Genomic DNA, 23,937 nt, shown 5'->3' on the forward strand with positions numbered 1-23,937 from the left:
TGGTCCTCCCCCACTGAAGTGGTCCTCCGCTATGTTTAGGAAAACGGAGGAAACACATGGCCAACAAGCGACCAAAGCCCGAGGAGATTGTCACGAAATTACGGCAAGTTGAGGTTCTGACGGGGCAAGGTCTGCCGCGACTGGATGCGATCCGGCAGATTGGCGTGACTGAACAGACCTACTACCGGTGGAAGAAGAAGTACGGTGGAATGGGCACAGACCAGTTGAAGGAATTGAAGCGGCTTCAGAAAGAGAACGAGCGGCTGCGCAAAGCTGTTTCCGATCTGACGTTGGACAAGCTGATCCTTGCAGAGGCCGCAAAGGGAAACTTCTAAGCCCCGCTCGTCGCCGTGCTTGCATTGATCGCGTTCGTGCCGAGCTGAATGTCTCGGAACGCCGCGCCTGCCGGGTACTGCGACAGCACCGATCCACACAGCGCAGGGTGCCAGTTGGCCGCCGGGATGAAGAACGATTGGTGGCCGACATGATCGAACTGACCCGGCAGTATGGCCGATACGGCTATCGTCGGATCGCTGCGCTGCTGAGAGACGCTGGCTGGCATGTGAACGATAAGCGGGTCGAAAGGCTGTGGCGACGAGAGGGGCTGAAAGTGCCAATGAAACAACCGAAGAAAGGGAGGCTCTGGCTCAATGACGGATCGTGTGTCCGGCTTCGGCCGGAACGGCGCGATCATGTCTGGAGCTATGACTTCGTGCATTGCCGCACCGAAGATGGAAAGGCGTTCCGCACGCTCAACATCATCGATGAATACAGCCGAGAATGTTTGGCCATCCGTGTGGATCGCAAGCTGAACTCGGGCAAGGTCATCGACACCTTGAGCGACCTGTTCATCCTGCGCGGCATCCCGTCGTTCATTCGGTCTGACAATGGCCCGGAGTTCGTTGCTCAGGCCGTGCGGGACTGGATCGAGGCTGTCGGAGCAAAGACCGCTTACATCGAACCCGGGTCGCCTTGGGAGAACGGATATTGTGAAGGCTTCAATGCCCGGTTCCGGGATGAGTTCTTGAACGGCGAAATCTTCTACAGCCTACGCGAGGCGCAAATATTGATCGAAGAATGGAGGAAGCACTACAACACGAAACGCCCACATAGTGCTCTGGGCTACCGCCCGCCAGCGCCAGAAGCCATCGTTCAGATGGACCAAAGGCCAGTCATGCACTAACAATCAGATCGGACCACTCAACTGGGGCTGATCAACACGATAACGGCTTGGTGAAACTCTTTGAGGGCGATGCGTTCCTCGATGAGTTCGTGCGATCGCCCCGCATCGGGCCATAAACTTGTGGGGTCGTGTTGAGCCGCTGCATCAAAACCGTATGGAACTTACCGGGGCCGACATTCAGGGTGTTCAATCTGCGCGGACGGACAACCACGTTAGGGATGGCTTCGTTGTTGCTGGATCCGTTTTCGCAGGTCATGGGATCTTCCTCTTTCCGGCGCGGTGGTCAGCTTTGCGGTTGAGGTGCGAGTAGGCCGGCTAGAGCGCCAATGATCGTGGACGCAGCCGTGATGAAGATATTCGGCACATCGGTGGCGCCCGCGCTTAGGAGCGTAATCGCGGCGGCAGCGATCAGTGCGATAAGAAGGCCAAGGCCAAGCGCGCCGACCACCATCCGATAGACTAGCGTGTTTGGTAGCTGCGAGAGCTTGGCCGCTTCCTTCGTGACACCGACCGGATCACTCTCGAAGCGCTGCCGGAACTCGGCATCGGATTCGAGTTTGCGCTCCATAGAGGCAAGGGTGCTGGGCATTGTCGTCATGTCATTCTCCTCTGTTTACTGTCTCGGGTTTGGTCGCCTCAGGATGTGCTGGCCTGTTCTCAAAGGCTGTGCTGCTCCATGGATAAGATGGCCTGAGCAACGCCAGGCAGATCCGGCGCAACAAACGCCGCAGGCCCAGCTGCGGGTTCCAATTCACGCTCAAGCACAGCGAGAACCTTCTTCAGGGTCTCGAGTTCGTCGGATGGGCCATGGTGGCCGCCGTGGGGTCCGTGACCGCCGTGACTATGTGCCTGACCGGCGCCCGGCCAGTCGAATGGGTCAGCCTTGCGCACCCACGTTCCCGGGGCGAACCAAGGAATTCCTCGCACGTCCTGCCGGGTGACTTGGCCTGGGTGCAGTTGCTCATGCGCGTTGAACCAGACATCGATGCATGCGTCGACCCAGCCGTGCAGCCGCCAGAAAAGCGGGTGTACGTGGCTGCTGTGGAAGTCCCCCAAGAAATCGTAGTGGCGAGCGGACCATTTTTCCGAAATGTCGAAGCTAGAGCGCACAGCGGGAAGACCTGAATCAGGATCGCGGGGCGTGCTCGCCCAACGCATGTGCATCCAGTTATGGACTGTGAACTCGATCAGGTTGCCATAGGCGCCAAGCGGCATAGTGGCCGCGAAGGCTGAACTGCGGATACTACGCGTGAGTTGGGCCATGTTGATCTGGAATCCACGGGCCGTCTTGTTGAAAAACAGGAAGTTGCTGTCGCCGGTCAGGCGCATGAAATCCGGCGTAGCTGGGGGCACCATGAGCCCGGAATTCACCGGGTCGATGACGTAGGAGATCAGGTTGGTGGCCGGATCACGCTCGCCCTGATAGGCGATCTGCGGTCCCAGTCCGTCTGGCGGGGTGGCCCAAGCCTCGGGCGGTGTCTTGCCTGCGTGGGCATAGACATCGCGCAGCATCATGATCATCCGCCGGTGCATGTGAAGAAAGTCCTCGCCGGCACCGTTCTCAAGATCGAGCCTGCCCTCGTTGGTGAAAGGCGGATCATCGATTCCCCAGCCGAGATCACGGATTTCTTGGCGCCCGTCGTCCGAAAGCGCGGGGTCGTTCCAGGACCCGCGCACCGTGTGCCAGACCGTGTGTCGCAGCCGATGGGTGGGGTCGGCGAGCATGTCGATGGCCTCGGGGATCAAAGCAACAGCTTCGAGGTCGCGGGGTTCGACAAAATCCCGCTGTACCGCAACAAAACTTGCCGTCGCACCGGCCTTTGCCTGCCCATGATCCTCATCGCGCACAACGGTGCCTACCAAGCTCAACCGCTGTGCCGGGTCCGCCAAAGGCCAGCTGTGGCCTTGTCTGCAGCGATAGGAATAGCGAAACGCCGCTACCTGCGAGTCCGGGCGCCCTGTGGCAGTAAAAATTAGTTCCAGATCGGCCGCCTCGTCGACCTCGCCGAAGATGTCGAGGATTTCGCGCCTTGGCGCGTTGACCTCTGCCGGAAAGCTAAGCTGACCAGTGTTGTTTCCGTCTGGTTCAATTCGAAGAAAAAGATCGGCCTCTGCCCAAAGCAGCTCGTCCGGTGTACCGGTTTCTCGATTGAGATAGCTACGATAGGTATAGTGGCCTGTCAGATGCTCGAAATTCATTGTCGCGCCCTTTTCATTGTTGCCGGGATGGACGATCAGGCGGTCGCTGTTGCGCAGGATTGTGCAACCAGGGCCGGCGAGGGAGCCGGGACATGCGCCGCGCTGTAGGGGCGCACCAAATGGATCGGCGTACCGTTTATGTGCGTCAGCGAGCCGGACCAGGCTTGGGCATAAAGTTGAGTGAGATCCTCGATATCTGTTTTGGTCAGAGCGCTTTCCGCTCCGTAGTTCATGATCGAGAACTTCTCGTCGCGCCCGAAGAGTTCGCTTGGAAATGCCGCCTCGTGCGTGTTGGCAAAGAAGTGGCGCAAGCCGAATACATGGCCGAGCTCGTGCGCCATGGTCTCGATCTGCTCTTGTCGGCTCTGGCCAAACAGCTGAGGGTAGAGCACTAACTGGTGCTGACCTGCATCGGGGAAGAACGCGCTGGCCAGTGTACAACGGCGAAGGGCATCGCAGTCATCCTGGGCGCTCACCGCAATCTCAAAGTCCCAAGGCTGGTGGGATTCGACAAATCGCACTGGCACCGCGGACGACCACGCCAAAAGCGCCTCGCCAAAGAGCTGTCGCACGTAGTCTGCCACGGCCTGAGGATCTGTGTACTGCATCAAAGAGCGCTCGTCGAAGCGGCAGTGCAGGGTGACGTTCTGGTCCCAGAGCGGGATGAACCCGTTGCTCGCATCCACTCTCAAATCCAACGGCGAGCGGTTTTCGGGCGTCGGATATCCGATGCTATCAGTCACGCACTTGGCACCGCCGTGATAGATGTGGGTGAGGGGATCACAGAGTTCGGCCGTTTCACGCGGGTCTCGAAGCGTGAAAGGGTTTGAGTTGCTCTTTTTACGGGTCATGATTGTCTCCTGTCATGTATTTGCTGCGTGCGAAGTTCGATCTGGTCACGTGGAGATCTGCCGGGGCTGCAGGGAGGACAGCCCCAGCATCTCCCTCAGGGGCGCGGCGTAGCCAACGCTGGTTCTAGGGTGCCGTCGCGCGTGATTATGACGGCCTCAACCATGTCTTCCGGGCCGATTGACGTGGAACCTGTCAGCAGTGCTGGGGGCAGACGTCGGCGCACCAGCAGTGGCACGGTCATCGACACGTTCTCTGCCGGCTCGTACGCCAGCATCTGCTCGCGTAGCAGTCCGATCGTTATCGCCTCGCCCAGGAGAACCGACTCGATGTAGTCGGTGTAGTAGTGAACCCCCGCGATGTTGCGGGCATTGGAAATGTTCCACATCAGCTTGTTCAGCTCGCCTTCCAGCGTCAGGCCCCGAGGTATAGACACGCCGAGCACGTCGATCGTGGTATCGGTATCTGACGTGCCGCCATCGGGAACAAGCGCGGTCGCCCCGGGTTCGACGATGTAGGCGGGCTTCGCCGCGTCGTCCGCGTCACGCATGTTGAAGAACGCCTTCAGCAAGGTGACGCAGGCTCCGGCCACCGTTGCATGACCGGCGCCGTAGGCAGGGTGCATCGGGGAACCTTCCGGAAATGCCATTGGCAATAGCCACTTGGCGATATTGAGATCACCCGGATCCTCATTGTTTTGGGCTGCGTTGTGCAGACGGATGTCTGTAAGGATCTCTTCCATAGCCGGCTCGGTACCGCTTCCATCTGGGAAACCGTAGGTTGCCAACGTGTTGCCCAAGCGGGCACGTGCAACGCCTTCAGCAGAGCCGCCACCGATTTCGTAGGGCGTGCCTCCGTGTTCCCGGTTGGGGTTGTAACCCGAGTAAATCGTGTGGAAGAGCGCGCCAGCCGCCTCGGGACGCAGACGGCGGTGAACCGTGAACTTCTGGAAGCGCACAGCTTTCAGAGCCCGGCTCGATACTTCGGTGACGAGGGTCAGAAGGTGCGGCCCACCGAAGAGCGCAAACGGCTCGCGGTTCCAGCGCGGCGAGTTGTTCTCGGTCGTCCCGTGATAGGGAATTCCCGGATCAAATTTGTGACCTTCGGCAAGCAGGATCAGCGCCGCGTTGAGGTACGCTTGGTACAGCTGGTCGTCGTGGACATAGGTCGCCATGTCCCGCAGCCGGGACATCGTGCGGTACTGCAACACGCCAGCAGGCGCCACGTACTGGTCAATGCCAACCAGCGGACGGGCATTCATGGCGTTCTGGACGTCCAGCCAGTCACGCCAGGATGTCATGTAGTCCTTGCCGGGCACCGCGATCTTGACTTTCTGGTCAATTCGCTGGGCACCGTACCGGATGACCCCAGATGCCCGAGCCACGGTATCGCGGACGCGGCCGCCGTCCCCCATGACCATGAACTGCGACAGGAAAGGCGTGTTCCAAGGATCTTCTCCAGCGCCGCGGAACATATTGGAAGCTTCCTGCTTTTGTCCAAAGCGGCGCCGGTCGCGCATCTCGGGGCTGAGAACATCTCGTCCGTCATATTTGCCGTCGAACCAGCGCATTCGAGAAATCCTGTCGGCAGCAGAAGCAACATCTCCATTGGCTCTTTCGAGGCGGTTCTTGGCCGCGTTTGAGATTGCGGTGCCGTCCGCATGCGTAAGGTTGCTAACCAACTCATCATTCATGAAGGCGGCGATGGGCCAGTCCCGCGACAGGGCCATCTGGTAGACTTCGGCCATCTCGGCGGCGAACTCGGCCGAGCCTGCGGCCGGAGCAGGCGGCATGGTGATTGCTTGGGGATCGGGGCCTTCGCCGACATACGCAAAGCCGGCGGTGGGGCTTTCCCACTCACGGTAGGGAAAGACCTCAATCGCATCGAAGTCGGCCTTCACTGCGCCATAGAAGTTCATGACGGCCGTGTTTAGCGGCACCGACTGAAAGACAGTGGGGTCGGGGTCGACCGTCCCGTTTTCGAATAGATCGAAGTCTGCTGCATCGTTTAGAAGGCCGTTGTCACCATGCAGCAGCCCCTTGGTAAAGCTGAAGACATAGGGCGAAATCGCTTCCATGTTGTCGTGATGAACCGGATGCGGCAGTTCAGTTGAAAGCTCGGTCGCAGCATTGCGAATTGCTGCTGCGTTTGCGTGTCGGCGCGGATCGTGGAAAGGCATGACTTTCTCCTGCAAATTTCGATTGCAGGCTAGCCAGTGGCCGATGAGAGCAGCGTAAGTTCTTCGAAAGTACATCGTTAATTCGAACGCTTTAGCGGGAAAAACCTCTGCCAAGTATTGAAATGGAGCAATGATTTGAGCGCAGATAGAGTAGACTGGTTTATCTAAAGGCCCCAGGAGACTTGTAGATGGTTTTCGCCGCTCTTACCCCACTTTCACTTCGGAAATTGTATCGAAGCGGCTGCACGGCGGTTGACGCGGCGAAAAAACGGCTCAAACTATTTTTATTGAATTTGGGCCGAGATTAATTGTGGAGATTGATCAAAAATATACTTTGAAGGTGCTGGGAGCCTTCGACCTGTTGGACGGATTAGATAAGTCGATACGGCCATCCGGTCGCAAGGAGTGCGCTATTCTTGCGATGCTTGCCTTGACGGCAAATCACCGTCAGACCCGGGCCTGGCTGCAGGAGAAACTATGGGGCGATCGCGGACCTGCCCAGGGGTCCGCGAGCCTGCGACATGCACTTAGCAAAATTCGCGGTGTTCTAAACACCGAGGGAGACGTGATCCGGTCCGATCGAACTTGGGTTTGGCTGGATGCCTCGCGGCTCCAGTTCGACCACCTAAGGCATGACGCCACGGGCGAGATTCTGCGGGGGTTCGACCTGAGAGACGAGGGCTTCAACGAATGGCTACGCGACGTAAGGTCCCAACATGCAAATCGCGTTGTACTCGCGCCCACCGCGGACCTGCCGCAGCCACAGACCGAACGTCGTTGGTACTTCAATCCTCCTGTGACCGGAAAAGACGAAAGGCTGATACAGTTTGGCCAAGTGGTCGTCGACGGCATGATGGAGTCCGCAATGGTCTTGGGTCTAGGCACTGCCATAGATCTGCGCGCCGGTGTAGCTACCCCCAAGCCTCAAGCCACCGACATGATCTCAAGACTTCACCTTACACGCTTTGGTAGCGATGGTCTGGCCTCAGCCACCGTGACGGATGGCTTCGGCACGCTCAAGTGGCAGTTTCGTCGGGAGGTCTCGTTCCGATCTTGGGATTCTCTCAAGGCTGTTCAATTGGAAATCGCTCAGAATTTCCAAGACTTTGTGCTTCGGTCCGAAGCGGAACGCCGGACCATAGCCGACTGGAGCGCCCACGTGAACGGCTGCCATGCCTTGATGGGGCTGATGGTTCCTGGCTCGATGCCGCTGGAAGATATTATCCTTTCCAGCGGGCGAGCCATCGCGGCTGAGGAGAAAGGCCTGTATCATGCGCTTCTAGCTCAAGCACAGTTGCGGAAATATGGCGAGCGCGAGGAGACTAGCACTCTGGACCTTGACGAGATCATGGGCAGGAATCGTTCCGCACTCGCCCTTTCGCCAGAAAATGGACTTGTTCACGCCCTTGCAGGGCACAGCTTCGGCTTCTTCATGCGAGACTTTGACCGCAATGCCGAAATGACCCGCGAGGCGTGCAGACTACTGCCGGGAAATGGACTGTGTCGTATCTTTCGTGCCATTTCGTTGGTTTATACCGGCCAGTTCCTTGAAGCTGTGAAGAATGCAGACCTTGCCGTGATGCTCTGCCGCGGCACTGTAGCTTATGCCCAGGCCCGCAGCGCGCAGCTGTTTGCTAGGCTGATGGCTGGTGATGCACGTGGCGCTATCTGTAGCGGCGAGTATGCCGTGGATTCTCTGACATATCGTCCCACGGTCACAGACCTTATGGTTGCGTACGCAATGGAAGGCCGGATCCGGGATGGCAGGGCGAAGCTGCGTATTCTTTGCCACCGCGAGCCAGATCTATGCCTCGATATGCTGCGCTCGCCCAGCTATCCAATTATCAACACCACCCACCGAACCCACGTTATCGACGCGGCCAGCCAGCTTGGTCTGCACTGAGCTGTTTGTTTATCTAGATTAGGAGATTACTATGGACATTGCCCCGCATGGAAACCTAACCGAAGGCCAGAAAAGGCTAACCTCCGGCATTATGACGCCAATGTACGAATGGCCGGGTACGAGGGAAGAATTTCGGCGGGAGATGACCGAATGGTTGACCGAGATCGAGAGTCACATTTGGCCCCGCTGGGTCCCCGGCAGCGGCTGGCACGGCGCTGCAGAAGCCTTTGCTGAGAGTAATACCAAGTTCGAACTCGAAAGGGCCGTAGAATTGTATCACGGCGCCGGCAGTCGTCCTGACATCCTTCGAGAGCTGCCGGATATCCCTGAAGCACCAGATAAGAGGCCGCGTGACCATCTTTGGCACTACAGGGTCGAGGACGCTTGGAACATCGACGTTCGATTCAAATTCGCCCGCGAAGGAGACCACGAGGAACCGACAGTGGACTTCAAGGCCAGCGACGGCGGCGGGGGATCCAACATCGGTCTATACCTTTCTGGAGAGGACAAGAAGGGGTTCAAGAGGCTCATCTGGTCGCGAATGCGTGGTATTCAGCCGCCACTGTTTGACATCAAGGTTTACTTTCAGCGCCCACGTCCTTGGGCGTTGGCTACTATGTTTGGGCTATCAGACTTCCGTTGGCACATGGCTGAAGGCTATGTGCATACCGGACTTCACCCGTCGATTCTAAGTGGGCATTGTATTCAGGGTATCCTCGGAGGATGTACGATTTTCGACACCGTGCTCGATGACATAAAGCGCGGCGGAGATGGGATGAGTTACGACGAGATCCGTGGCCTGCAGAAATACATGGTCGACTACGGGGACCGCCGGGTTTTTGCCGGTGTGCACTACATCACCGACAATATCGCGTCATGGACGCTAGCACTTCGACTGATCCCGCACTTGTTCCGGAATGGCTCAAAGGTTCACAACTTCGCGGTTGCTGCGATTGTAGGGCAAAGCCGCGTTTTCAAAGATATCATGGACGATGCGATCTTTCCTGAAAATTACTCGTTCAAGAAGTTCCTAAAAGCAAAATTCCCGGAAGGAGGGGACCTTGGTCAAAGGACCCGCAGCCGTTAAGCCAAAATAAGGCGAATGCTATGATCTATCCAATTCGCGAGCGACATTACCACAGTCCTGACTTACAGCCACCGCGCACGGGGGTTCCGTCGCAAAGTTTCGCTGTTGCTAGGGATGGGCAACCGCGGTCGCCGATCAGTCCGCAAGGCTGGCGTAGATCGGGAACGGGCATCCACGACCAAGCTGCCCTTTTCTGATCATATGTGCCGTTTCGATCCCGGCCAAAGTTGCTTCTGCTGATCCGAGTGACTTGAAGCCCATCATCGGCCTGGTTCTCCGTTTGACGCCGCGATGGTCCTGCTCGACAATGTTGTTAAGGTATTTCGATCGGCAAACTCTGATCCTGCGATCTGAGCCGACCTTGGCAAGCGCTGCATTCATCCCATTCAGACCGGCGGTATTGGCCCCGCTCTTGTCGATGGCGCAGGCCCGGGGAAGTCCGTTGGCAGATATCGCTTTGGCCAAAAATCTCAACGCCGCCGCCTCATCCCGGTGTTCCGACAACATGAAATCGAGGGTCTGGCCGTTCCTGTCTACCGCTCGATACAAATAGCACCAGTCGCCTCGTACTTTCACATAGGTCTCATCAAGGCGCCAAGATGGCGCTGTCGCCGCTTTCCGCCGCTGCGCCGTAGTTGCAAGGGCGGACGCAAATTTCACAACCCAGCGGTTCAGTGTCGCGTGGTCGACCACGACACCGCGCTCTGCCAGGATTTCCTCAAGATCGCGGTAGGAGACGGCGTATCGAACGTAGAAGAAGACGGCATGCAAGATCACGTCCCGTGGAAACTGCGAACCTTTGAACGAAACCACGGGCTCAACCTCATCGACAACACGCAGAGCTTCGTACACCAGCTACTCGAAAGATGCGACAGAACCGGAGAAAACCGCGATGGCCTCGTCGTTTAGAAAATCGCGGTCTGGCAGGCGCAGCTCTCCGCCCGGCAGGATGATGCGATTGGCCGAATTGCACGACAGCGCCATCGCCGCGTTGAGGTTGTTGGTGACAACGGTCAGTCCTTCCTTGTCGGTCAGGGCCTGCGCCACGATGGTGGGCGTCGTGCCGATCGACAGAAAAACGGTGGCGCCGTCAAACACCATGTTCGCCACGGCCCGGGCGATGCGCTGCTTGGCGTCGTAGTTCAGAACCGACCGGGTCGCATACGGGGTATTGGCGCTGCCGTCGATGAACTCGGCCCCGCCATGCAGGCGGCGCAGCTTGGTCTCTTCGCAAAGCGCATTCAGATCGCGGCGGACCGTGTGCATCGAAACGCCAAGCTCTTCGGCAAGGGCATCAACAGTGACCCGCCCTTGCCGTTGCGCCAATTCGAGAATCACCGACCGTCTGTCCATTCGAGCGCCCCCTATGCGCAAATGAGCAGACCTCTGTGACAGGGCCGTGACCGACCGCCCCCGAATTTAGGCTAAAGGCGAAACGGGTTCGTCCAGGCGCGGCGCCCTGCGGCGTCCACCACTGTGACGCGCAGCCAGGGCGAGGCGGCAAACCGGGCCAAGGGCAAATCAGCGCGCGTCATGGACCGGCCATGCGTTGCGGCAGCGGCCTGTCCGTGGCCTTGCACGATGACCGACGACACCGCGCTGCATTCGACCGTTACGGCGTCCTCGGTCAGGCTGACGCTGCGAATCTCGGGGCCTTGCGAGGAATAGAAATCCCCCTGTTTCAGAGCACGCAGCAGGTGGTCGGGATCGTTCACCTCTGCCTTGACCATCACCCATCCGCCGAAATGATCCGGCTCGGTGAAATGGGCGTCATCTGTCGCAATCAGCGTCATGTCGCGCCCATCAGATAGCAGCAGGTCCAGCACATGCCCCCCGCCCTCGCGATCACAGCCCACCGCGCAACCGTGATTGTAGATCTCGACCGCATGCGCCGCGTCGATGCTGCGCGCGTCGTTGAGCGTCAGGCCCGACCAGTGTGGATGGGCAATCGTGACGAAGGCCCCGGCGTCGCGGGCGCGGCGTGCGATATCGGCTCCGCTTTCCTGGCCCTCGACGGGAAAGAAACCCGGGGCTTCGGGCGGTGCGAAATCATAGGGTAGGCCGACGGCGAGGATATGCCACAGCTCCCCATTTTCCATCGCGCCAGAGTGAAGTTCGGCCCCCGGAATGGTCGTGAACCCGTCTTCGTGAAAAGGCCGCGTGTCGACGATGGGATAACCGTATTGCCCGATAAAGTGGTCGGTCAAGGAAATGAAATCATAGCCTTCGGCGCGATAGCGGCGGCAGACCTCGGCAGGGTCCAGCGCCCCGTCGGACAGGTTGGAATGGGTGTGCAGGTTGCCGCGATAGAATTGTCCGGGGGCGGAGAAGGCGGAAAGAACCATGGGAACTCCTCAGGGTTTTAGAACTGTGTCGGCTTGACTTGGGCGCGCGCCGCGACGGATGTGTGACGCGCGCGACGGCTTGTCTTCAGAGCTTGCGAAAAACCATCACAAGGCCCTCATCGCTCACATGGGGATGGTCGCCGCCTTCGTAGATCGCGATCTTGCGAACGTGCATCGGCGTGATCCGCCCATCCGCCACCAGCCCGGCCAGGGTCGACCCGAACCGCATCTGGTCAAAGACCGTGGCGATGGTACCGCAGACAAAGAGCGCGCCGGCCCGGGTGACGCGCAACAGCTCTGGCAGGCATTCCGGCCCGACATGCCCGTGCGTGAAGGTCCCGCAGGAAACAACCCCGCCGTAACTGGCGTCCTCCAGCGCCAGCGGCTGGGTTAGATCTCCCAGAATGGTCTGCCGGTAGAGCGCCTTGCCTTTGGCCACGGCCAGCATCTCGGGCGTGATGTCGAAGGCATCGGCGGAAAGCCCGGCCAGATGCTCGGCGATGAGACCCGTTCCCGCGCCGATATCGAGGATTGGCACCTCCTCCCCGCTCATTTGCGCGCGATAGATCTCCGCGATCCGCTGCGGAGCGACATACCCCCAGCCTGCACCGAAACTGTCGTCATAGGTCGTCGCCCAATCACCATAGAGCTTCTTGGCATCTTCGGGGCCAGCGATTTTATAGGCCTCATCCAGATCGTAATCTTGGGTCAATCCAGTAGCTCCTTCCAAAAGTGACAGGCGACTTGCGGGCGGCCCTCGCCGTCGCCTTTACCCAGCTTCGGGGCGTCTGCTCGGCAGCGGTCGCGGACATGCGGACAGCGGGTGTGAAACAGGCACCCGGAGGGCGGGTTTGCCGGGCTGGGAATTTCGCCTGTCAGCCGCTGCGCTCTTCCGGTGTCGTCCGGGTCGAGCGACGGGATCGCTGACAGGAGCGCCTTGGTGTAGGGATGCTTCGGCTGGCGAAAGAGCTCTTTTTTCGCGGCCACTTCGACCAGCGTGCCGAGATACATGACAGCTACGTAATCGCTCACATGGGCCACCACCGAAAGATCGTGGCTGATGAAAAGAAAGGTCAGCCCAAGCTCGTGCTGCAATTTCTTGAGCAGGTTCAGGATGTCGGCCTGGATCGATACGTCGAGCGCCGCCACACTTTCGTCGGCCACCACGAAATCCGGATCACATACAAGCGCCCGTGCGATCGAGATGCGCTGGCGCTGCCCGCCGGAAAAGGCGTGCGGAAAGCGGCGCAGATGTTCGAGATTCAGTCGGCACAGACGGGCGATCTCGCGTACGCGAGCGTCGGTGTCCGCGCGGCTCTTGGTAAGGCCCATCACCTGCAGCGGCTCGGCGATGATGTCGCGCACCGTCATGCGCGGGCTGAGCGCGGCATAGGGATCCTGAAAGATGAGTTGCGCGCGGCGGCGATAGGCGTGCAACTGGTCTTTGGTCATCGTGCGTAGATCCAGAGGCCCATGCTCGTCATGCAAGGTGATCCTGCCGCCCGAAATCGGGGTGGCGCACAGGATCGCACGGCCCAGCGTGGTCTTGCCAGAGCCGGATTCGCCCACCAGGCCAAAGAACGACCCGCGCGGAATGTCAAGCGTCACCTTGTTCAGCGCCCGCACAACGGGCGGTTGGCCGAGCATGGCCCGACCGAGCGGATACTCTACCGACAGTGCCTCAAGTGAAATGAGCGGATCGATCATTGCGCAGCGTCCTTTTGCGGCTGCACACGCACACAGCTTGCCGTATGCCCACTGGCCACGCTGTACACTTCGGGTTTTTCCGCCTCGCAGACCGGCCCAACCTTTTCGCGGCAGCGGGTGTGAAAGACGCAGCCATGTGGGCGCTCCAATGGGCTGGGAATATCGCCCGGCACGGGCGTCAGCGGCTGGTCGAGCGCATCGAGCCGTGGCAGCGCGGCCAGCAGGCCCCGCGTGTAGGGATGTTGCGGTTGGCGCAGCACCCGGCGCACCGTGCCCTGTTCCACGATCCGGCCGAGATACATCACAGCGACCCGGTCGGCGGTCTGAGCGATAACACCGAGGTCATGGGTGATAAAGAGGATGCCCATGCCGAACTCGCGCACGAGGTCTTTCATCAGGTCGATCACCTGCGCCTGGATCGTCACATCGAGCGCGGTCGTCGGCTCATCGGCGATCAGAAGTTTCGGTTTGGTCGACAGCGCCATGGCGATCATCGCGCGCTGCCGCATGCCCCCTGAAAACTCGAACGTGTATTGCTCGAACCGTCGCGCGGGTTCGGAAATGCCGACGCGGTCGAGCATCTCGATGGACAGATCCCTGGCGGCCTTCTTGGACAAGTCGGTGTGCAGCCGCAGCTGTTCGACCATCTGGTGGCCCACGGTCAGCGCCGGGGCAAAGCTGGCCATCGGTTCCTGAAAGATCATCGAGATCGCACCGCCGCGCACCGGCATCATGTCACGCTCGCGCCGGAGTGCGAGCACGTCGATGTCCTTGCCCCCGGCGTTCAGCATAATGCGGCTTGCCGGGTCGTAGTCGGTGTTGCGCCCGTTGAGCCGCATCAGCGACTTGGCCGTAACCGACTTGCCCGATCCGCTTTCGCCCACCAGCCCGAGGACCTCGCCGGGGGCGATGTCGAAACTAACCTCGTCGACCGCCGTCACTAGCCCCTCGTCGGTGCGAAAGCGCACGGTCAGATCCCGGACCGAAAGCAGCGGCGCGGTCATTTCTGATCTCCGTAGGGGGCTGCGGCATCGCGCAGCCCGTCGCCCACGAAAACGAAGGCCATCACCAGCACGATGAAAAAGATGACGGGAATGAAATACCACTGGTAGTTCAGCAAAACATCCGCCGAGGTCGTGTTCTGCAGCATCACGCCAAGCGAGTTCACCGGGTCCTTCAGGCCCAGCCCGATAAAGCTGAGCGCGGTTTCCGACAGCACCATGTAGGGAAATGAGATCACCAGATCGACGATGATGTAAGAGGTGAAGCTGGGCAGCAGGTGCTTGCGGATCACATGGCCGGCCCCCGCGCCCGACAGCTTTGCCGCCAGCACGTAATCCTGGTTGCGCTCGACCAGTAGATGGGTGCGCACGCGTCGCGCCAGCGTGGGCCAGCCGATGAGGCCCAGAATGATCGAGATGAAGAAAAACCGCGTCTCGGCAGACCATGTATCGGGCACGAAAGCCGCCAAGGCCATGAAGAGCGGGATCGCGGGCACGGTGCGGATCGCATCGGTGATCATCTGGATTACCCCGTCGATCTTGCCGCCGAAATAGCCGGCGATGCCACCGATGGTCAGCGCCATGACGAAACTGATCAGCACCCCCATCGTGCCCACCGCCAGTGAGGTGTTCACCGCGTGCAGTGTGCGCGAAAAGATGTCCTTGCCCGCCTCGTCGGTGCCGAAGAGGTGGATCTTGCCCCTGTCGACGCCAAAGAGATGCAGATTGCCCTTGATCCCCAAAAGCCGGTACTCATCTCCGCGCACGAAGAACTGGACATAGCGCCGGTCCTCGCGGTCAACCTTGGTCACCCAGCGGAAATTCGTCGCCATGGATCGCTCTCGCGTGACGCCATAGATGAAGGGGCGGGCGGAACATCCCTGTTCGTCGCAAAAGCGCGGAATCTGCGGGGCGCCGTTGGTGTAATCCTTGTCGCGGCCCACGATGGTCGGGTCGTAGGGAGACAGGAACGGGGCGAATAGGCCCATCAGCACCATCACGAGCAGCACCGTTGCGGCGATCATCGCGGTTCGGTTGCGGCGGAATCGGGCCCAGATCAGCTGACTTTGAGAGGCGGTGAAATAGGCCTCTTTCTTTTTCTGTTCGATGCCGGTCGTGTCGCTCATCTCAGCCTCCCACCACGGATTTGCGCACGCGTGGGTCGATGAGCGCCAGTGCGATATCCGTCACGAAGTTCAGCGTGACGATCGAGGCGGTCAGCAGAAAGATGATCGCGCCCGCAAGCTGCTGATCGTTTGAGCGCGCCAACGCGTCGAGAAGAAGCGCACCCGCTTCGGTTAGCGTCAGGATGGCCGCGACGATCGGCAACTCGTTGAACACACGGTTAAGATCGAAGCCGAGCGAATTGATGATCGGCCCCAGCGCGTGGCGCGCTGGATACCGCCACAAGAGCCGCCCGCCATAAAGCCCACGTGCCCGGGCGGCGGTCACATAAAGCTTGTCGGTCTCGTCCAGCATCAGCGCGCGCACCGTCTGCAGCGCGAAAGCAGTGGCCGACCAGCCAAGGATCAGCACCGGCAGCCAAGCGCGAGACAGAAAATCTTGGACCCGCGCCCAGGACCATTCCGCGTCGCGAAACTCGTTCGAGAAAAGCCCGGTCAGGGAATCGCCGAGGAACACGGTCGAGACGAGCATGATTATCAGCGCGAGCAGGAAATTCGGCATGGCGAGGCCGAGATAGGAGACAAAGCGAAGCGAGCCATTCAGCCAGGCGTTGCGCGACGAGGCCGCGATGATGCCCACGGGGATCGCGATGAGATAAGCAAGAAACAGGGCCGTTAGGCAAATGCCCAATGAGATTAGGAATTTGTCCCCCAGCAGGTCATTGATATCGAGCCGCAGGATGCAGCTGTCGCCGAACTCGCCGAGCAGGAAGACATCGCTGGTCCACGAGGCCCATCGAAGGAGGAAAGGCCGGTCGAGACCAAGGCGGCGTTCTTCGGCTTGGATATCCTCCACGGTGATTGACGCGCCTTGGGTGTTCTTGAACGCAAGGTAGCGTTCCGCGCAGGTGCCGGGTACCAGTTCCATCAGCGTGAACACGATCATCGACACCAAAAGCAGCGTGACAAGCGCCATCGCTGCGCGCAGGACCGTAAATCTCAGGAACTGTACCAAGCCATCCCCCAACGGCTGGAAAGCGAAGAGGCGGACTTGCTCCGCCGCAGAGTGCGAACGCCGGGCAGAGACCCGCCCGGCGCACGCGTCAGTGCATGATCGTCTTATTCGTCAAAATACCACTGCGCCGCCCGGTACGGGTAGGTGCGGTAATACTCGTAAGACCACGTCTGGAATTCGGGAACGTTCTTCAGAGCGTTGCGATGATAGATCGGGGCCGGGGCAATAACCGTGCCGATGAACAGCATCTGGTCGACGATGGCCTTTGCCAGCGCGGCGCCGGCCTCGGCCTGCTCGGGCGAGCCGGGCGAGGCCGCCTGAAAGGCGATGCTGTCCTCACCCATCTGTTTCACCCACTCCGGCGGCTCCACGCCGCTGGCGCCGTCCGAGTCCATCCACTCGGCCCACAGCATGCCGGTGCGCAGGTCGAAATAGCCGTCAAAGGGCGGCACCCAGTAGTTATTGGTGCCCATATGCACCGCCACCGGCTGTCCCTTAAGCCACATCAGCACGTCCAGCTGGTTCGAAGATTGCGCAGAGCGATACTCGTCCGGCGTGACCTCTTTGACCGTGGTCTGCACGCCCACATCCGCCCAGTTCTGCGAGATGATCTCGACCACCTCACCGGCGATGCCCTGCGTGGCGAACTGCATGTTCAGCGTGATCTTGTCGCCGTTGGGCAACTCGCGGAAGCCGTCGCCATCGGTGTCGACCATGCCGATCTCGTCCAGAAGGCCCTTGGCCATCTCGGGATCGTACTGGATAAACGCCTCTTCCAGCGACGGGTCGACAAAGTCGGGGCGCGGCGAGAATCCGGTATATTGTACCGGACGGCCTTCACCAAAAAATGCGACCTCGTTGATCTCTCCGCGGTCCATTGCGACCGACATGGCGCGGCGGAAGCGGACGTCGCCAAAGACCTCGCGCTTGGCCATGTCCTCGCTCGTGACGTTGAAGGACAGCGTGTAGCTGGCGATCTGCGGCTTGAGCTGGATTGTGTAGTCGCCGCTTTCCTGGTTTTCCAGCAATAGAGGCGCCGGGGCGAGTGTGAGCGACTGCGACTTGTAGTCGGCCTCGCCATTCACAAGCTTGAGGATCCGGACCTCGTTGTCATTGGCATAGATCTCGTCCTGCCGCGAGATGTAGGGCAGTTGCTGGCCAGTGGTGTCGACCATATGGAAATAAGGGTTGGCGACCAGCTTGCGGCCCTCGGTGGTGTCGGCCACGTAGATATGGCTTTCCAGCGTCGGATGCGTTGCCTTCGGCAGGCATTGGATCTTGTCGGGGTTCGACAGCATCGGCGAGGGCGTGTCGGTCCAGTCCGAGTTGCCGTAATAGGCGGCGATGGCGGCATAGCCGTTCTCGAACCCGCATTCCTCCGCCAGGGCGTCGGCGTCCGCGTTCACCTCGGGGTGATACTGGCCCAGAAAATGGCGCGGCTGGAAGGCCTGCGCATAGCTGGTGGCGAAATGCGCCAGAAGGCCCGGCTTGGGCGACGGCAGGTTGAAGATCACCGTGGTCTCGTCGGGCGTTTCGACCGTCATCCGCTCGCCGGCGACAAGCGCGTAGTCCTGCGGCTTTTCACGCACGTTGGAGTCCAGTGCCAGGTTGTCGTACCAGAACTTTACGTCTGCCGAGGTGAAGGGGGCTCCATCCGACCACTTGTGCCCTTCACGCAGTTTGAAGGTCAGCTGCGTGTAATCGTCGTTCCACTCCCACGACTTGGCCACGTTGGGCACGATGGTCTGCAGGTCATCGGCATAGCGCACGAGGTTGACGTGGCGCACCGACAGAAAGTCGGATGTGCCGGCCTCGGTCGCGTTCGACAGCGCGTTGAGCGTGCCGCCATAGCTGCCGATGCTGTCATAGGGCACCACAACCAGCGGCTCGGCCGGCAGGCGCTCGGCCAGCGATGGCAGCTCCGGATTGCCCTTGATCTCTGCGTTGAGCGTGGCCGCATCCGGATTCTCCGAAAACGTCATGGTGCAGCTCGCGGCGGATTCGAATTCGTTCAGTTCATATTGCTGCGGATATGACCCGGCCGCAACGCCTTGCATGTCCGCGACTGTGACCGCCGGACACGCGGCCTGCGCCGCCGTTCCCAGAAAAAGGCTCGCAGCCAAGCCAGTCGTCAAGTGTTTCACGTGTCTTCCCCCGTCGTCAGGTAATTGAGCTCGCGGGAGTTAAACCGGCTTGTGTAACGTCTCGGTGACCTTGACCGGCTGTTCGACCGAGCAGGATGCCGTCATCGCCAGCCAGCGCCATCAGTGGCGGTCTTGCAGCAGCGTAAACTCGACCCGCGTATCATCACGAACTGCAGAATGGGGGCGAACATGTGCGGTCGGACATTGCTGGCGACGAGATCATGACCGCTTTCTAAGTAGACCATTGGACCTAAGAGAATTTCAGGAACGATCGAAAGCTCTCGGTCTTTGTCCCGAGTCTCAGAACTTCTGGATGGAAGATTGGGCCTTTTCAAGCCACGACTTAATATATCTCGGCTCGGCGCCATGAAAAACGGATGGCTTGGACGGATCGAACCGGTGCTTTCGCGGGTCAAAGACGCTCGACCGTCCCTTGCTGCCACTGGCGATCCAGACACATTCAACGATGCCTTCGCCTTTGGTTTCAGCAATATAAGCGATTTTCTTCATCCGCGAATCCACACGTAACACGTATGTGACGTTAAAGTGACAGAGAGGTTAATTCAAGCTTGCTCGACGCAATCACCACCTGCCGCACTGCCCTGAAGCATGACGACAAGGGACAACCTGCGATACGCGCCTTCCATCCGTGCGACAGGCTCGGAGAAGTTTTAAAAAAATTTAGGGCCGTCGCCTCGGTAGAGTTGTCCCATCGAGTGACCGACTTCAATCCTGCGTCCCGGACGTGGGTTCAGTTCGGGCCGGGTGGAGCCAAGCCACGCTTTCATATGATGTCAGATATCCCATTCCAGGACGTGACCCCCGAAGTGCGTCACAACCCAGCAATGCATATCATGCGTCACACCGCCCGAATCTTGTGGAAAGAAATACCCGTAGGCGTATCCCGCCTCGAACCAAGCGGCGCGGAGACTTGCGACAAGGTAGGTATTGATGTCCGTGCAGGAGCCTGAGGTGAGACCGCAGGACCGATACGGCACAGCCTAAATGCGTTCTTTGAAGCGAATGTCCGGATCGCCCAACAAGTAGTCGAATTGCTGTTCCGAATGGTCGCAATGCGAATGCGGCAGCGCGGCAATCATGGATGCCATAAGTGGCCGGTCTGGGCCGTCCTCGAGTCTGGCCGAGGCCTCCTGTATCGCGGATGCTGCAAGGGCTCCGATGGCAGCAACGAGCCCAAAGTGACGGATGCTGCGCTGGCCGCGAAGGTCTGCTTGTGCGCATTCGAAATTCGCATCAAACTGGCACCACTCCAGAAACCGTCACAAACTCACCGGGGATCGAGTAGCTCCCGTCAGCGTTCTGATGTGTCGAAATCGACGCCAAGAACTCCCGACAGACCTCCTCCCACATGGCTTTTTCGAACCGTTTGACGGCCAGGGCGACTGGCCCCCCCAACAAGACGGCATCAATCACGGCCGTTTTGTTTTTGAAGCACAGGTCTTCTGATTGGCGATGCTCCGTGATTTCTTGGAGTCCGGCTTCTTCAAAGGTGCGAATAAGCGCGTTCGGCGCACCGGTGCCGAAGAACATCGGGCAGACTTCAGACGCCACCCTTGCATCGACGATGGGAAAAACGTCTGCCCATCCGCAGTTTCGGCGCTCGCCCCAAACCAAAGCCGCAACGGTTCCGCCTGGCGCAACCACACGTGCCATCTCGGCGACGGCCTTGGCAGGGTCAGGCGTATACATGAGCCCAAGCGCGCAGATTGCACGGTCGAAAGCGTTGTCAGGTTGGTCGAGCTTCTCTGCAGGCATACGGGATGCAGTGACGTTCCCGACCTTGCACGCATCCATCCGGTTCATGAGATCATCGATCATCCCCTGTGACAGGTCCGTCGCAATCACGCGGCCCTCTGGCCCGATGGCGTTGGCCAGACGCTGTGTCACCATTCCGCTACCGCTTGCCGTTTCGATCACACTTTGGCCCGGCTGGACGTCGGCCATCCGAAGGAGTGTGTCCTGCGCAGGTTTTAGCTGCTGTTCCCAGCCTGCGTGGTAGTGGCTTGCGGCTGCATCCCAGCCGTATCGCTGAACCCTGATTTGAAGTCGCGCGTCCATCATGCAACCTCCGTTTGCGTTTCGTGGGTGATCTGCACGGGCTGTGCGTGCAGGAAGCTCAGATACCAAGGGTCGATCCGAAGTGCGCGGTCCACGAGGTCTTCAACCATCTGTGCGGACGCTGAACTGGAAATAGCGATTGTGATGCGCGTGTTCGATGGGACTGCGCTTGTTTCAGGTATTCCCAATACGCCGCGATTGTCGAAGTCCTGTTCGATCGACACGGAAATGCGGTTCAGGGCAAAGCCTTCTCTGGCAGCGGTCATCTTGATGCCAATTGCAATGCAACTGCAGATCGCGGCACGTCCGAAGTATCCCGGCGACGGAGCGGTTGCGGTGCCGCCGATAGCCTCAGGCATATCGATGTCAATTGCATGGGTGCCGTCCGAAAACGCGCATACCAGACCATCTTCAACGGTCGCCGTCCCCCTGTTCGTTACTCGGGCGCGGTTCGGTCGCTTCTCAAAAACAGCAATGGCACGATGCTGGCCTGCTCTGGCCTGAGTTTCTCTGTCCATTCGGGTCTCCTCCATCAACACGAAGAAGATCGCCGCACAAGGCCTACCGGGATAGTTCAGGAACTGCAGCAAAGCCGCTACAGTTTCTGAAGTGGACAGGTCGCGTTCGTGAGGTTCTAGTAGTTCGCGGAGGCGCGAACATGTCAGATAAATCCTACCCGAAATTTTGCCCAGTCGTGATGGCGGCGAGCCTGCTTGAGCCGCGTTGGACGATGCTCCTTCTATGCGAAATGTGGTCAGGTTCCACGCGCTTCAATGAGATACAACGCGGCGTACCCGGGATGTCGCCAGGCCTTCTATCCAAACGATTGAAGGAAATGGAGACGAATGGACTGGTGAGTAAATTGGGCGGGGCATCTGGCACGCGCGCCGAATACGTCACCACGCCGGTCGCCGATGAGTTGGAACCAATCATCCGAAACTTGGCGGAGTGGGCACATCGCAATGTCGACTGCAGTGTTTCGCTTCAGGATTTGGACGCTCGGCTCTTGATGTGGAAGATTCGTGGCAAGATTGACCTGCTGCAGATGCCCAAGCGCAAAAGCGTCATCCAGTTCATTCTGCACGACGGACCAAATGAGACATCAAACTATTGGCTGGTGGCTAAACCGGGGGAGGAAACCGACCTGTGCTTTACCGACCCGAAATTTGATGTTGACCTCTACGTCGTCAGCGAGCTTCGCGCCCTCACGTCTGCCTTCATGGGGCATTCCTCCTTCGAAGGCGAGATCGAGCGCGGACAGATATCTTTGTCCGGTAACGACGGGTTGGCACGAACACTGACCAAGTGGCTCGTGCGCAGCAGTTTCGCAAACGTTGCGTGACGTTTATTCGTACAGAGCACATGAGTTCAACATCGTTCTGAGTTGTACGCGTGTCGGCGGTCAAAAGCCCTATTCTTTAGAAGCGAAGTTCCCAAGAGCGGACGTTGGCGCAACTGCAGGCAATTCCCGCTTCGTCCGCTTAAGTGCATTTGACGGTCTCGCGAATTTGCTACCGCAGCGAACGGCTGGTTCGACGGGCCGCACCGCAGCATCTGATAGCTTCGGCGGATGTCGGCTTTGGGCCGATTCTGTTGAAAAACAACGTGTTGCGGATGCAGAAAGTAGCGGCCGGAACGGGGCGCAAGCGCCTCTCTGATCAGGCTTTGGATGGTTTCTGCGGTGCAGGGAAGATCTTGGCCAGTTTGCGGAGGTTTTGAGCGGTGGCTGCGAGGAGGAATTCGTCGTTGGCGCCACATGGACCTCGTAATCGAAGCCGGCCCAGGCCGAGGATGCGTTTGAGATGGGCGAAGAGCATCTCGACCTTCTTTCGGAGCTTCATCGAGATGTCGTATTGGCGGGTCTTGGCAATGTCGCGCGCGACCTGACGGGCGTCTTCGTGTTCCTCGCGGGTGATCTTGCGCGCGTCGGTGTTGGGGCAGCACCTGGCTTTGGATGGGCAGGCCTGGCAGACCTCTTTCAGTGCCCGATAACGGGCGGTGCCCTTGCCTGTCGGTCCTCGGTTCGGGTCCGAGTAGTTGCGGCGGAACTGTTTGAGGGCGTGACCTTCGGGGCAGATGTACTGATCGTTCTCGGCATCCCATTCGAAGTCGGCACGGGACCATGTGCCATCGGATCGGCCAGCCTTGTCGAACACCGGAATATGTGGAGCGATCTTCTGCTCGACCAACCAGCCAAGCATAGGCCCAGTTCCGTAGGCGGTATCGGCGATCAGCCGTTCGGGATGCAGATCGAACCGATCCTTCACCCGTCTCAGCATGGTCTTGGTCGATCCGACCTCGGCCTGACGGATTGATCTGGTGGCTTCAACATCGACGATGACGCCGTGGTCCGTATCGATCAGGTAATTGTCGGAATAGGCAAAGAATGCTGGGCCTTTGCGCGCAGCCGTCCATTGGCTGGCCGGATCGGAATGGGACGTGAACTTGGGCTGAACCGGGGACGCTGCACCAAAGGCCGCCTCGTCCAGCGTATCGAGGTACTCGCGCACTGCGCGGGGCGCATCTGCCGGATCGATGGTCGACACATTCCATTCTTCCTTGGGCGTCGAGTTCTGCTTGTTGGCGTCCGCCTCGATCAGGCTGGCATCGATGGCCATGCGCTGTCCGCTGACCAGGCCTTCTTCGATGCATCGCGCCACCGTCGTCTCGAACAAGTGGCGCAACAGTTCGCTCTCGCGGAACCGCCCATGCCGGTTCTTTGAAAAGGTGGAATGATCGGGAACGCGGTCGCCGAGATCGAGACGGCAGAACCAGCGATATGCGAGGTTGAGATGTACCTCCTCACAGAGCCGCCGTTCCGACCGGATGCCAAAGCAATACCCGACCAGCAGCATCCGGATCAGCAGTTCAGGATCGACGGACGGGCGGCCGGTGTGGCTGTAGAAATCCGCCAGATGGGCCCGGATGCCGTTCAGATCGACGAACCGATCAATCGACCGCAGCAGGTGGTCTTGGGGAACATGATCCTCTAGCGAGAACTCGTAGAACAGAGCCGCCTGCGCTTCCTGCCTCGGTCCCATCATCGCCAATCCCTCCCTATAGGACGAATTGAATCAGCGACTTGCCACTCGATCAAGGAAGAGTTTTTCAACATAATAGGC

At 59.4% G+C, this 23,937-nt stretch carries 22 protein-coding genes; 4 read left to right on the forward strand and 18 right to left on the reverse strand.

Features of this window, described 5'->3' with window-relative positions:
- Window positions 1-56: 56 nt before the first annotated feature.
- A protein-coding gene (locus ACOXXX_RS21025) for an IS3 family transposase (RefSeq protein ID WP_422824954.1) occupies window positions 57-1,183 on the forward strand; the annotation gives its coding sequence in 2 pieces (ribosomal slippage) (window positions 57-321 and window positions 321-1,183; 1,128 coding nt in all).
- Between the two features lie 283 nt (window positions 1,184-1,466).
- Here the strand turns inward: ACOXXX_RS21025 and ACOXXX_RS21030 are convergent.
- From ACOXXX_RS21030 to ACOXXX_RS21045, 4 genes are all read right to left on the reverse strand, one after another.
- Window positions 1,467-1,781 carry a hypothetical protein gene (locus tag ACOXXX_RS21030; RefSeq protein ID WP_422828594.1) on the reverse strand — a complete coding sequence of 105 codons (315 nt, stop codon included), beginning with the start codon at window positions 1,779-1,781 and terminating at the stop codon, window positions 1,467-1,469.
- Window positions 1,782-1,840: 59 nt separating this feature from the next.
- Window positions 1,841-3,382 (reverse strand): hypothetical protein, encoded by a 1,542-nt coding sequence (locus tag ACOXXX_RS21035; RefSeq protein ID WP_422828595.1) that lies wholly within the window; start codon window positions 3,380-3,382, stop codon window positions 1,841-1,843.
- A 35-nt stretch (window positions 3,383-3,417) separates the two neighbouring features.
- Complete coding sequence (locus ACOXXX_RS21040; RefSeq protein ID WP_422828596.1) at window positions 3,418-4,233, reverse strand: matrixin family metalloprotease; 816 nt, start codon at window positions 4,231-4,233, stop codon at window positions 3,418-3,420.
- A 95-nt stretch (window positions 4,234-4,328) separates the two neighbouring features.
- Window positions 4,329-6,410: a hypothetical protein gene (locus ACOXXX_RS21045; protein WP_422828598.1), complete on the reverse strand. Its 2,082-nt coding sequence runs from the start codon at window positions 6,408-6,410 to the stop codon at window positions 4,329-4,331.
- A 310-nt stretch (window positions 6,411-6,720) separates the two neighbouring features.
- Here ACOXXX_RS21045 and ACOXXX_RS21050 point away from each other — a divergent pair, with 310 nt between their 5' ends.
- Window positions 6,721-8,313, forward strand: a complete 1,593-nt coding sequence (locus ACOXXX_RS21050; protein WP_422828599.1) for an AfsR/SARP family transcriptional regulator — start codon at window positions 6,721-6,723, stop codon at window positions 8,311-8,313.
- Between the two features lie 31 nt (window positions 8,314-8,344).
- The gene (locus tag ACOXXX_RS21055; RefSeq protein WP_422828601.1) at window positions 8,345-9,400 is read left to right on the forward strand and encodes a hypothetical protein; all 1,056 of its coding nucleotides are present in this window, start codon (window positions 8,345-8,347) and stop codon (window positions 9,398-9,400) included.
- Window positions 9,401-9,535: 135 nt separating this feature from the next.
- Here the strand turns inward: ACOXXX_RS21055 and ACOXXX_RS21060 are convergent, their stop codons facing one another.
- The 13 genes from ACOXXX_RS21060 to ACOXXX_RS21120 form a co-directional block, all read right to left on the reverse strand.
- Complete coding sequence (locus tag ACOXXX_RS21060) at window positions 9,536-10,213, reverse strand: IS6 family transposase (RefSeq protein ID WP_422828615.1); 678 nt, start codon at window positions 10,211-10,213, stop codon at window positions 9,536-9,538.
- Window positions 10,214-10,255: 42 nt separating this feature from the next.
- Window positions 10,256-10,753, reverse strand: coding sequence for a DeoR/GlpR family DNA-binding transcription regulator (locus ACOXXX_RS21065; RefSeq protein WP_422828602.1), 498 nt, complete (start codon window positions 10,751-10,753; stop codon window positions 10,256-10,258).
- A gap of 71 nt (window positions 10,754-10,824) precedes the next feature.
- Complete coding sequence (locus ACOXXX_RS21070; RefSeq protein ID WP_422828603.1) at window positions 10,825-11,745, reverse strand: PHP domain-containing protein; 921 nt, start codon at window positions 11,743-11,745, stop codon at window positions 10,825-10,827.
- Window positions 11,746-11,830: 85 nt separating this feature from the next.
- Window positions 11,831-12,457: a class I SAM-dependent DNA methyltransferase gene (locus ACOXXX_RS21075; RefSeq protein ID WP_422828604.1), complete on the reverse strand. Its 627-nt coding sequence runs from the start codon at window positions 12,455-12,457 to the stop codon at window positions 11,831-11,833.
- Window positions 12,454-13,452 (reverse strand): ABC transporter ATP-binding protein, encoded by a 999-nt coding sequence (locus tag ACOXXX_RS21080; protein WP_422828605.1) that lies wholly within the window; start codon window positions 13,450-13,452, stop codon window positions 12,454-12,456. Before ACOXXX_RS21080 ends, ACOXXX_RS21075 begins: the two co-directional genes overlap by 4 nt.
- Window positions 13,449-14,456: an ABC transporter ATP-binding protein gene (locus ACOXXX_RS21085; RefSeq protein ID WP_422828606.1), complete on the reverse strand. Its 1,008-nt coding sequence runs from the start codon at window positions 14,454-14,456 to the stop codon at window positions 13,449-13,451. Before ACOXXX_RS21085 ends, ACOXXX_RS21080 begins: the two co-directional genes overlap by 4 nt.
- Window positions 14,453-15,580, reverse strand: a complete 1,128-nt coding sequence (locus ACOXXX_RS21090; protein WP_422828607.1) for an ABC transporter permease — start codon at window positions 15,578-15,580, stop codon at window positions 14,453-14,455. The genes ACOXXX_RS21085 and ACOXXX_RS21090 overlap by 4 nt, the downstream gene beginning before the upstream one ends.
- A 1-nt stretch (window position 15,581) precedes the next feature.
- Window positions 15,582-16,592: an ABC transporter permease gene (locus tag ACOXXX_RS21095; protein WP_422828608.1), complete on the reverse strand. Its 1,011-nt coding sequence runs from the start codon at window positions 16,590-16,592 to the stop codon at window positions 15,582-15,584.
- Window positions 16,593-16,696: 104 nt separating this feature from the next.
- Window positions 16,697-18,574 (reverse strand): ABC transporter substrate-binding protein, encoded by a 1,878-nt coding sequence (locus ACOXXX_RS21100; RefSeq protein ID WP_422828609.1) that lies wholly within the window; start codon window positions 18,572-18,574, stop codon window positions 16,697-16,699.
- 462 nt (window positions 18,575-19,036) lie between these two features.
- Window positions 19,037-19,246: a hypothetical protein gene (locus ACOXXX_RS21105; protein WP_422828610.1), complete on the reverse strand. Its 210-nt coding sequence runs from the start codon at window positions 19,244-19,246 to the stop codon at window positions 19,037-19,039.
- 284 nt (window positions 19,247-19,530) lie between these two features.
- Window positions 19,531-19,734, reverse strand: coding sequence for a transglutaminase domain-containing protein (locus tag ACOXXX_RS21110; RefSeq protein ID WP_422828611.1), 204 nt, complete (start codon window positions 19,732-19,734; stop codon window positions 19,531-19,533).
- A gap of 256 nt (window positions 19,735-19,990) precedes the next feature.
- On the reverse strand, window positions 19,991-20,818 hold the full coding sequence (locus tag ACOXXX_RS21115; RefSeq protein WP_422828612.1) for a class I SAM-dependent methyltransferase: 828 nt from the start codon (window positions 20,816-20,818) through the stop codon (window positions 19,991-19,993).
- The gene (locus ACOXXX_RS21120) at window positions 20,815-21,333 is read right to left on the reverse strand and encodes an OsmC family protein (RefSeq protein WP_422828613.1); all 519 of its coding nucleotides are present in this window, start codon (window positions 21,331-21,333) and stop codon (window positions 20,815-20,817) included. Before ACOXXX_RS21120 ends, ACOXXX_RS21115 begins: the two co-directional genes overlap by 4 nt.
- A 140-nt stretch (window positions 21,334-21,473) precedes the next feature.
- Here ACOXXX_RS21120 and ACOXXX_RS21125 point away from each other — a divergent pair, with 140 nt between their 5' ends.
- On the forward strand, window positions 21,474-22,157 hold the full coding sequence (locus ACOXXX_RS21125) for a winged helix-turn-helix transcriptional regulator (RefSeq protein WP_422828614.1): 684 nt from the start codon (window positions 21,474-21,476) through the stop codon (window positions 22,155-22,157).
- Window positions 22,158-22,473: 316 nt separating this feature from the next.
- Here the strand turns inward: ACOXXX_RS21125 and ACOXXX_RS21130 are convergent, their stop codons facing one another.
- On the reverse strand, window positions 22,474-23,859 hold the full coding sequence (locus ACOXXX_RS21130; protein ID WP_422825414.1) for an IS1182 family transposase: 1,386 nt from the start codon (window positions 23,857-23,859) through the stop codon (window positions 22,474-22,476).
- Window positions 23,860-23,937: the final 78 nt, after the last annotated feature.

This window comes from Thalassococcus sp. BH17M4-6 (assembly GCF_049323015.1).
GTDB lineage: Bacteria > Pseudomonadota > Alphaproteobacteria > Rhodobacterales > Rhodobacteraceae > Puniceibacterium.